At 45.1% G+C, this 7,565-nt stretch carries 8 protein-coding genes; all 8 read left to right on the top strand.

All coding sequences use genetic code 11. The annotated features are described in order from the left end of the window. The first annotated feature begins 287 nt into the window (after positions 1-287). The 8 genes from BVE84_RS04025 (at position 288) to BVE84_RS03985 (ending at position 7,362) form a co-directional block, all read left to right on the top strand. Complete coding sequence (locus BVE84_RS04025) at positions 288-524, top strand: DUF2829 domain-containing protein (protein WP_076995800.1); 237 nt, start codon at positions 288-290, stop codon at positions 522-524. Beyond that, positions 517-1,221: a 3-oxoacyl-ACP reductase gene (locus BVE84_RS04020; RefSeq protein ID WP_076995799.1), complete on the top strand. Its 705-nt coding sequence runs from the start codon at positions 517-519 to the stop codon at positions 1,219-1,221. The genes BVE84_RS04025 and BVE84_RS04020 overlap by 8 nt, the downstream gene beginning before the upstream one ends. An 18-nt stretch (positions 1,222-1,239) precedes the next feature. Next, positions 1,240-2,187 (top strand): alpha/beta fold hydrolase, encoded by a 948-nt coding sequence (locus BVE84_RS04015; protein WP_076995798.1) that lies wholly within the window; start codon positions 1,240-1,242, stop codon positions 2,185-2,187. Positions 2,188-2,801: 614 nt separating this feature from the next. Then, complete coding sequence (locus BVE84_RS04010; RefSeq protein WP_076995797.1) at positions 2,802-3,242, top strand: ASCH domain-containing protein; 441 nt, start codon at positions 2,802-2,804, stop codon at positions 3,240-3,242. 1,167 nt (positions 3,243-4,409) lie between these two features. Beyond that, the gene (gene glmU / locus BVE84_RS04000) at positions 4,410-5,789 is read left to right on the top strand and encodes a bifunctional UDP-N-acetylglucosamine diphosphorylase/glucosamine-1-phosphate N-acetyltransferase GlmU (RefSeq protein WP_076995795.1); all 1,380 of its coding nucleotides are present in this window, start codon (positions 4,410-4,412) and stop codon (positions 5,787-5,789) included. Between the two features lie 8 nt (positions 5,790-5,797). After that, on the top strand, positions 5,798-6,340 hold the full coding sequence (locus BVE84_RS03995) for an NUDIX hydrolase (protein ID WP_076995794.1): 543 nt from the start codon (positions 5,798-5,800) through the stop codon (positions 6,338-6,340). A gap of 8 nt (positions 6,341-6,348) precedes the next feature. Next, positions 6,349-6,669, top strand: a complete 321-nt coding sequence (gene macP / locus BVE84_RS03990; protein ID WP_076995793.1) for a cell wall synthase accessory phosphoprotein MacP — start codon at positions 6,349-6,351, stop codon at positions 6,667-6,669. 9 nt (positions 6,670-6,678) lie between these two features. Continuing rightward, positions 6,679-7,362, top strand: a complete 684-nt coding sequence (locus BVE84_RS03985) for a 5'-methylthioadenosine/adenosylhomocysteine nucleosidase (RefSeq protein WP_076995792.1) — start codon at positions 6,679-6,681, stop codon at positions 7,360-7,362. Positions 7,363-7,565 lie beyond the last annotated feature (203 nt).

Here is a 7,565-nt window from a genome sequence, read left to right as displayed (position 1 = left end):
CTTCACATCTTGTGTAATTGAGTTCAGCCTAAAACCTCGGAAAAAAGATAAATCTCATTGGTTGCAAGACAACCTGCTTCGATTTTCTATTTTTCATTCGGTTTTTTAACGGCTTCACATCTTGTGTTAGAAATGAGACTGTGAGGGAATTTGTCAAGGGCTCTACGATGATAGGAATCTGTGGTATAATGGAGAAGAGAAATTGGCACTAGTTATCTATTTTCTGTTTAAAGGATAGTAGGACAATGACTAGTTGCAGTTATTTATAGGTGAGAGAAGGAGAAGGTATGACATTTGAAGAGATTTTACCAGGCTTGAAGGCCAAGAAGAAATATGTTCGGATAGGTTGGGGTGGGGCTGAAAACTATGTCCAGCTCTTTGATACGATTGAGCAAAACGGTGTTCCACTTGAAGTGACTCCTTACTTTTTAATCCATGTGTCGGGTGAGGGAGAAGGGTTTTCCATGTGGAGTCCGACTCCATGCGACGTCTTAGCAACAGATTGGGTAGAAGTTCATGGCTAAGACAGTTCTTGTGACGGGGGTATCCTCAGGAATTGGACATGCTCAGGCTCGTCTCTTTTTGGAACAAGGCTATGAGGTGTATGGAGTAGATGTCGCTGGGGAAGAAAATCTTTTGCCATATCCGGCTTTTCATTTTTTGCAATTAGATCTTAGGGGGAGTTTGGCGCCTCTTTTTGACTGGTTACCAGCAGTAGATATTCTCTGTAATACGGCTGGCAAATTGGACGCTTACAAACCCCTGCTAGATGTCAGTGAAGAAGAAATAGAGGACATCTTAGCAGTCAATGTGCTTGCAGCTATGCGCCTTACTCGCTTTTATCTAGTAAGGATGTTGGAAAAAAAGGCGGGGATTATCATCAATATGTGTTCGATTGCAAGTTTCCTTGCTGGCGGTGGCGGAGTAGCCTATACGGCGAGTAAACATGCTCTAGCAGGCTTTACCAAGCAACTGGCGCTCGACTATGCCGATCAAGGGATTCAGGTCTTTGGCTTAGCACCAGGCGCCGTCAAAACAGCGATGACGGCAAGTGATTTTGAAGAGGGCGGGCTAGCGGACTGGGTTGCAGCAGAAACACCGATCAAGCGTTGGCTAGAGCCAGAAGAAATTGCAGAAGTGAGCCTGTTTTTGGCGAGTGGGAAAGCAGCTAGCATGCAGGGAGAAATCGTAAAGATTGACGGTGGTTGGAGCTTGAAATAAAGGAGTGGAGGAATATAAGTGACAACAGTAACAAGGTGGTACTTCGGGCCACGTCAAACCTGTGCGATATTATGGGCAGTGGATGAGCCAAAAGCCATCGTTCAAATCGTCCATGGTATGATGGAGCAGATGGAACGATACGATGCGTTTGCTCGCTATCTCAATCAAGCGGGCTATGCGGTCATCGGCCATGACCATGTGGGACATGGTCAAACGGTTCGCAAACAAGAAGAGTACGGTGTGTTTCCTGATGACTGGCATACCTTGATGGAAGACGTACACGGTTTACAAGGGGAAATACGAAAGCGCTACCCGGATGTTCCCCTTGTCTTGATGGGGCATTCTATGGGGTCCTACATTACTCGCTTATATTTAGCAGAGTATGGTGACGGTGTAAAAGCTAGTATTCTCATGGGAACAGGTCAAGAACCTCTCTTCAAAACTAGGGCAGGAATCAGCCTGGTCAAGCTATTGACGCGCTTCTACGGTCCCCTCCACCGCAGTAAACTGGTCGAATCTATGAGCACAGGCAGGTTTAATCAGCACTTTGCACCTACAAAAACCAGTGCAGATTGGCTGACCAGAGATGGAAATGAGGTAGAAAAGTATGTGACAAATCCCCATCATCAGTTTAGACCCACCTTGAGCATGTATAGGTCTTTATTTACCTTTGCCAATTATGCAGCGCAGGTAAAGTGGATCGATAGGATTCCAAAAGAATTGCCCCTACTCTTGTTATCAGGTCAGGAGGATCCTGTGGGTGCATGTGGTAAGGGAGTCCAGTGTTTTTATGACCTGTTACAGAAGGTGGGATGTTCTCAGGTCAGTCTCATCTTGTATCCCGAAGCCCGCCATGAAATACTCAATGAATGGAATAAAGAAGAGGTCATGCAAGACATCGTCAGCTGGCTAAATGGAGCGCTAAAAGAAAGACCGAGTGCGAAGTCCAATCTTGATAGAAAGTAGGGAATGCTCTTTAAAAATCAAAAGGATGCTTGGTCAAGAGTCTCGGTGAATTGAACTCGAGCTACAACTCGCTGACAATAAAACTAATCCAGTGGATCAGTTTTACCCGAGCCAAGAAATCGGAAAGCGAGAATAAATACTCCTAGCTTCAAAGGTATGGCATACCTTTGAAGGCGGGAAATAGAAGTTTGCCTTAGCAAACGTCCTTTACTTCTTCGTCGTATTTCCTATTTTCACTTTGAGTTTTTTACGGGCTTTGTATCTTAGTCTACTTTTGATTTTTATTGAGTAGAAGGTAAGGGACGGCAGATTTAGAAAAGTTCTCTTTCTAGCAGGTGAGGGTCAACAGACCTGTCGTAGACTTGCTATGAAAGTGATAGTTTGTAAGAGAAAGAGCCTGTTTCAAAAGAGAAGAGCAGACAGGCTATTTCAAAATAGATAGAAAAACTAGAATCAGGTATTCGTAGCTCAAGACCTATAGGTACACTTGTTTGATAGTTGCTTGCAGATCGTTTATCATTTTCAAAGAGATGCCTCTTCATGATTGGAAAATGATTTACTGAATGAAAGTACCTTACTTATGAATACAGTTTCTACAGTAGCGGAGAAGAAAGATGACAGCAGAAGAAATGTGGGCAGCCTATCGCCTAGTGAATCCTCAGATTGGGGAGGAGCTGGATGCGTGGCAGTTTGGTGCTGAGCCGGATTTACTGGCAGATTTGGTCAAGCAGGGGGAGAAAACAGCGACGGCTTCAGCCTATGACCTATATGCTCTGGCAGATGAGCCTCTGCCCGCAGTGGGTGAACGGAGCGTGGTCTTAAATGGTCGAGGAGAGGCTAGTTGTGTAATTATGACAACCAAGGTGGAGGTCCTTCCCTTCAATCAGGTGTCAGCAGATCACGCCTTTAAAGAAGGAGAAGGAGATAAGTCTCTTGCTTACTGGAGGCAGAGTCATGAAGCCTATTTCACCCAATGGCTGGAGGAAGCAGGTCTTACTTTCTCAGATAGTAGCCAAGTCGTTTTGGAAGAATTTGAAGTAGTCTACCCCTTGTGATCATCGCTTGAACCCCTTGCCATGCTGGGAAAGGATTCTTATGGAGGATCAGCGAGGGCATGGCTTTATTGCCCTAATACTTGTCAAAAGTCAAACTCTGACGTCGTTACCTCACTTCCCTGAGTGAAAACTTCCATTGGAGCTTTTCGCTCGTTAAATTTCCTATTTCCTAGCTCGGGCTTCTGTGGTCACTTTTTTATTTTTGGGTGACCAGCTGAAACAGTTCCCCGTTCTGCTGTGGTCACTTTCTGATTTCTAGGTGACCGTTGAAACAGTTCACTGAACTGTTTCAATCCTAGTACGACGGGCATGTCGTACATCTGAGGTGCAAGTCCTCTGTGGACACCTGCTACCGGTGAACCCAATAGCGACTCCCAAGCCTGACTATCGCGAGGTAACGGGGAGAGGAAGGGATAGCGAAATCGTGGCTCTACGAACAGAAACGTGATATTAAGGCGTATATAGTGGATGAGGGGGCTAGGCACTCTAAAGTCCAAAAAGGTAGTCGTAATCTATGTGCGTAAATCACGAGAGTAAACGAGGAAAGATGTACGACTTATCCCGTGAGGTCTCATGAGCGTCAAGTAGACGTAGTAATAACGAATCATGAGAAGTCAGCCGAGGTCATAGTAGTGATGAAGTTTCTGTAATGGAAACGGAGCGAAGGACCGAACGATTAAATGATACCCTATCTAACTGATTTTGTCTGCCCTAACACCTGGTCTGAAATGACGGTACTCGCAGAACGTATGCTGAAAGAGGCTGCTCACAAATATAGGACGGCACAAGCGGAACGAAATCATATATAGGTAGGTGTGGGAACAAAAAAAGTGTTCTCGCCAAAGTTTAGTTGAACCGCCGTGTGCCGAACGGCACGCACGGTGGTGTGAGAGGGACTATCAATTAGTCCCTACTCGATTTTTCACTTTGAGTTTTTTACGGGCTTTGTATCTTACTAATTGAACATGGGCTACGAGCTGCACAAAAAAGATAGTTTTTCCTAGAACTTGAGGTTCTTCGTCAAAACTCCTATTTTTGCTTTGCTCGCTTAACGCCCTTTGTATCTTGTAACTACCTGCGGTTTTATGCTTAGTTAGACGTTGATTTTTATAGAGTATTAGAAAGTATGGTATAATAGGAGCGAAAATAGTAGATTGGAAAGAAGATATGACAAATTATGCAATTATTTTAGCAGCAGGTAAAGGGACTCGGATGAAATCGGATTTGCCCAAGGTCCTACACAAGGTCGCAGGCATTTCGATGGTAGAGCATGTTTTTCGGAGTGTTTCTGCCATTTCACCTGAAAAAATCGTGACCGTCGTCGGTCATAAGGCAGATATGGTTACCTCTCTTCTCGCCCATCAGACAGAGTTTGTCCGCCAGTCAGAGCAGCTCGGTACTGGCCATGCGGTCATGATGGCGGAGCCTCTACTTCAAAATTGTAGCGGTCAAACCTTGGTGATTGCAGGTGATACTCCCTTGATTACCGGTGAGAGTCTCCGTGACTTGGTAGACTTTCATATCAATCATAAAAATGTGGCAACCATTTTGACAGCAGAGACAGAACAGCCGTTTGGCTACGGTCGTATTGTGCGGAATCAACATGCAGAAGTGACGAAGATTGTCGAAGAAAAAGATGCGTCTGATTTTGAAAAGCAGATCAAGGAGATCAATACAGGGACTTATATCTTTGACAATGAGCGCTTGTTTGAGGCACTTAAAAACATCAATACCAACAATGCCCAAGGAGAATACTATATCACCGATGTGATTGGTATTTTCCGTGAAGCAGGAGAAAAAGTTGGAGCCTATGTCCTTCGTGATTTTGATGAAAGTTTAGGGGTTAATGACCGCCTAGCTCTTGCGAAAGCTGAAGAAGTGATGCGCAGACGGATTACGAAGACCCACATGCTCAATGGTGTTAGCTTTGTGAATCCAGCAGCGACCTATATCGACATCGATGTTGCTATTGCACCCGATGTGCAGATTGAGGCAAATGTGACCTTGAAAGGTAAGACCACGATTGGCGCAGGGACTATCTTGACAAATGGGACCTATATTGTTGATTCAGAGATTGGTGAGCGTGTAGTAGTGACCCATTCCATGATTGAAGAATCCCGTATTGCAGAAGATGTGACCGTAGGACCATACGCACATATCCGCCCGGGTTCTCAGCTAGCAAAAGAGGTTCACATTGGTAATTTTGTAGAGGTCAAAGCCTCTAGTATCGGAGAAAATACCAAGGCAGGTCATTTGACCTATATCGGAAATGCCGAGATAGGGCGTGACGTTAACGTTGGTGCTGGAACGATTACGGTCAATTATGATGGGCAAAAAAAATACACTACCAAGATTGGTGATCATGTTTTTGTCGGGTCTAATTCTACCCTCATTGCCCCGCTTGAAATTGGTGACAATGCCTTGACAGCGGCTGGTTCTACCATTGCTAAAAATGTGCCACAAGATGCGGTTGCGATTGGTAGAAGTCGTCAGGAAAATAAGGAAGAATATGCCAAGCGCTTGCCGCACTATCCAAAGAATAACTAGGAGCTACTATGAAATTTGAAGAAAAGACCATCAAACGAACAGAGATTTTTAAGGGGCATATTTTTGATGTAGTCGTCGATGATGTGGCGCTTCCTATAGGAGGACAGGCTAAGCGGGAGTTGATTTTTCACAAGGGAGCAGTCTGCGTTTTAGCGGTGACACCTGATGGGAAATTGATATTGGTCAAACAATACCGCAAGGCGATTGAACAGACGAGTTACGAGATTCCCGCAGGCAAGCTGGAAGTTGGGGAAAATGCTGACCCTAAGGCGGCAGCCCTGAGGGAATTAGAGGAAGAAACAGGCTACACAGGTGACTTGGAACTCCTGTATGATTTTTATTCGGCAATCGGTTTTTGCAATGAGCGTCTGCGTCTTTATGTAGCAACCAATTTGGTCAAGGTTGACAATCCGCGTCCTATGGATGCCGATGAGATGATTGAAGTGTATCATGTCAGTCTAGAAGAAGCTCTTGATTTGATTGCAAGTGGTGATATTTGTGATGCTAAGACCATCATTGCGATTCAGCAACTACAACTGATGAGAAGGTAGGACGGTTCATGAGGAAGGCCTTATTGACAGATGAAGTATTAGAAGAAGCCAGACGGAGAAAAAGCGCTACTTCCCAGCGTTTTGGCTATTACGATCCTGAAAGGAAGTTTGAGGATGTAGATGACTTGGAGCTAGAGGAGGAGTGGGACAGCGACTATACAGGCTATCGTGAGGGCTATACCCATCGGATTCCTGTGGATGCTTCGATTATCAAAAGTCGCCGTATCGAAACCGTTAAGCGAGAGCAATTTCGCAGCAAGGTCAATAAAATCCTCTTTTGGGTGATACTTCTTGTCATCCTTTTCCTCATTGCAGTCTTTTTTTGGTAAGGAGTTTAGATGAAATTTGGAATTATTGCAGCCATGCCTGAAGAATTAAGGACCTTGATAGGAGCCTTAGAGCAGGGGGCAGAGCAGCTTGTCTTAGGGCGGACTTATCACACAGGTACATTAGGCCAGCATGAGGTGGTCTTGGTTCAATCTGGTGTTGGGAAGGTCATGGCAGCCATGTCTGTTGCTGTTTTAGCCCATCAGTTTCAGGTGGATATCATCGTCAATACAGGTTCGGCAGGTGCGGTCGCAGCTGGTCTTGCCCTTGGGGATGTGGTCATTGCTCGTCAGCTGGTATACCACGACGTAGATGTGACAGCCTTTGGATATGACTATGGTCAGATGGCCGGTCAACCCTTATATTTTGAAGCAGATGAGAATCTAGTTGCTAGGATGCAGGAAGTTCTTGACCAGCAAGCAGTCGTAGCCCATGTTGGACTGATTGCGACAGGAGATAGTTTTATTGCAGGTCAGGATAAGGTTGTAGCGATTAAGGCTCATTTTCCAGATGTTTTAGCCGTTGAGATGGAAGGGACTGCTATTGCTCAAGCGGCACATAGCCTTAAACTCCCCTTTCTTATCGTTCGTGCCATGAGTGATACAGCACAGGGCGATGCCAATATCACCTTTGACAATTTTATCATTGAAGCAGGCAAGCGCTCAGCTCAGGCTCTGATTGAGTTCTTGCAGTAGGAGAGAGTGACGCTACTCTTGCATGTTTTTAGGAATGGGGTAGCTAAAAAACAATCTTCTTCGCCCATCAACTCATACTCCAATTCTCTACCTGACGGGGCTGTGTTTGGCTAGGTTGGTAGAACTGTAGGACAGAGGCCTACGGGATGTTTGAGACCTTAGTCCGAACTCAATTATACAAGATACAAAGCCGTAAAAAACTC

Source organism: Streptococcus azizii (genome assembly GCF_001984715.1).
GTDB classification, from domain to species: domain Bacteria; phylum Bacillota; class Bacilli; order Lactobacillales; family Streptococcaceae; genus Streptococcus; species Streptococcus azizii.
Note: the sequence above shows the minus strand (reverse complement) of the source record. Positions and strands in the feature narration are given on the sequence as shown.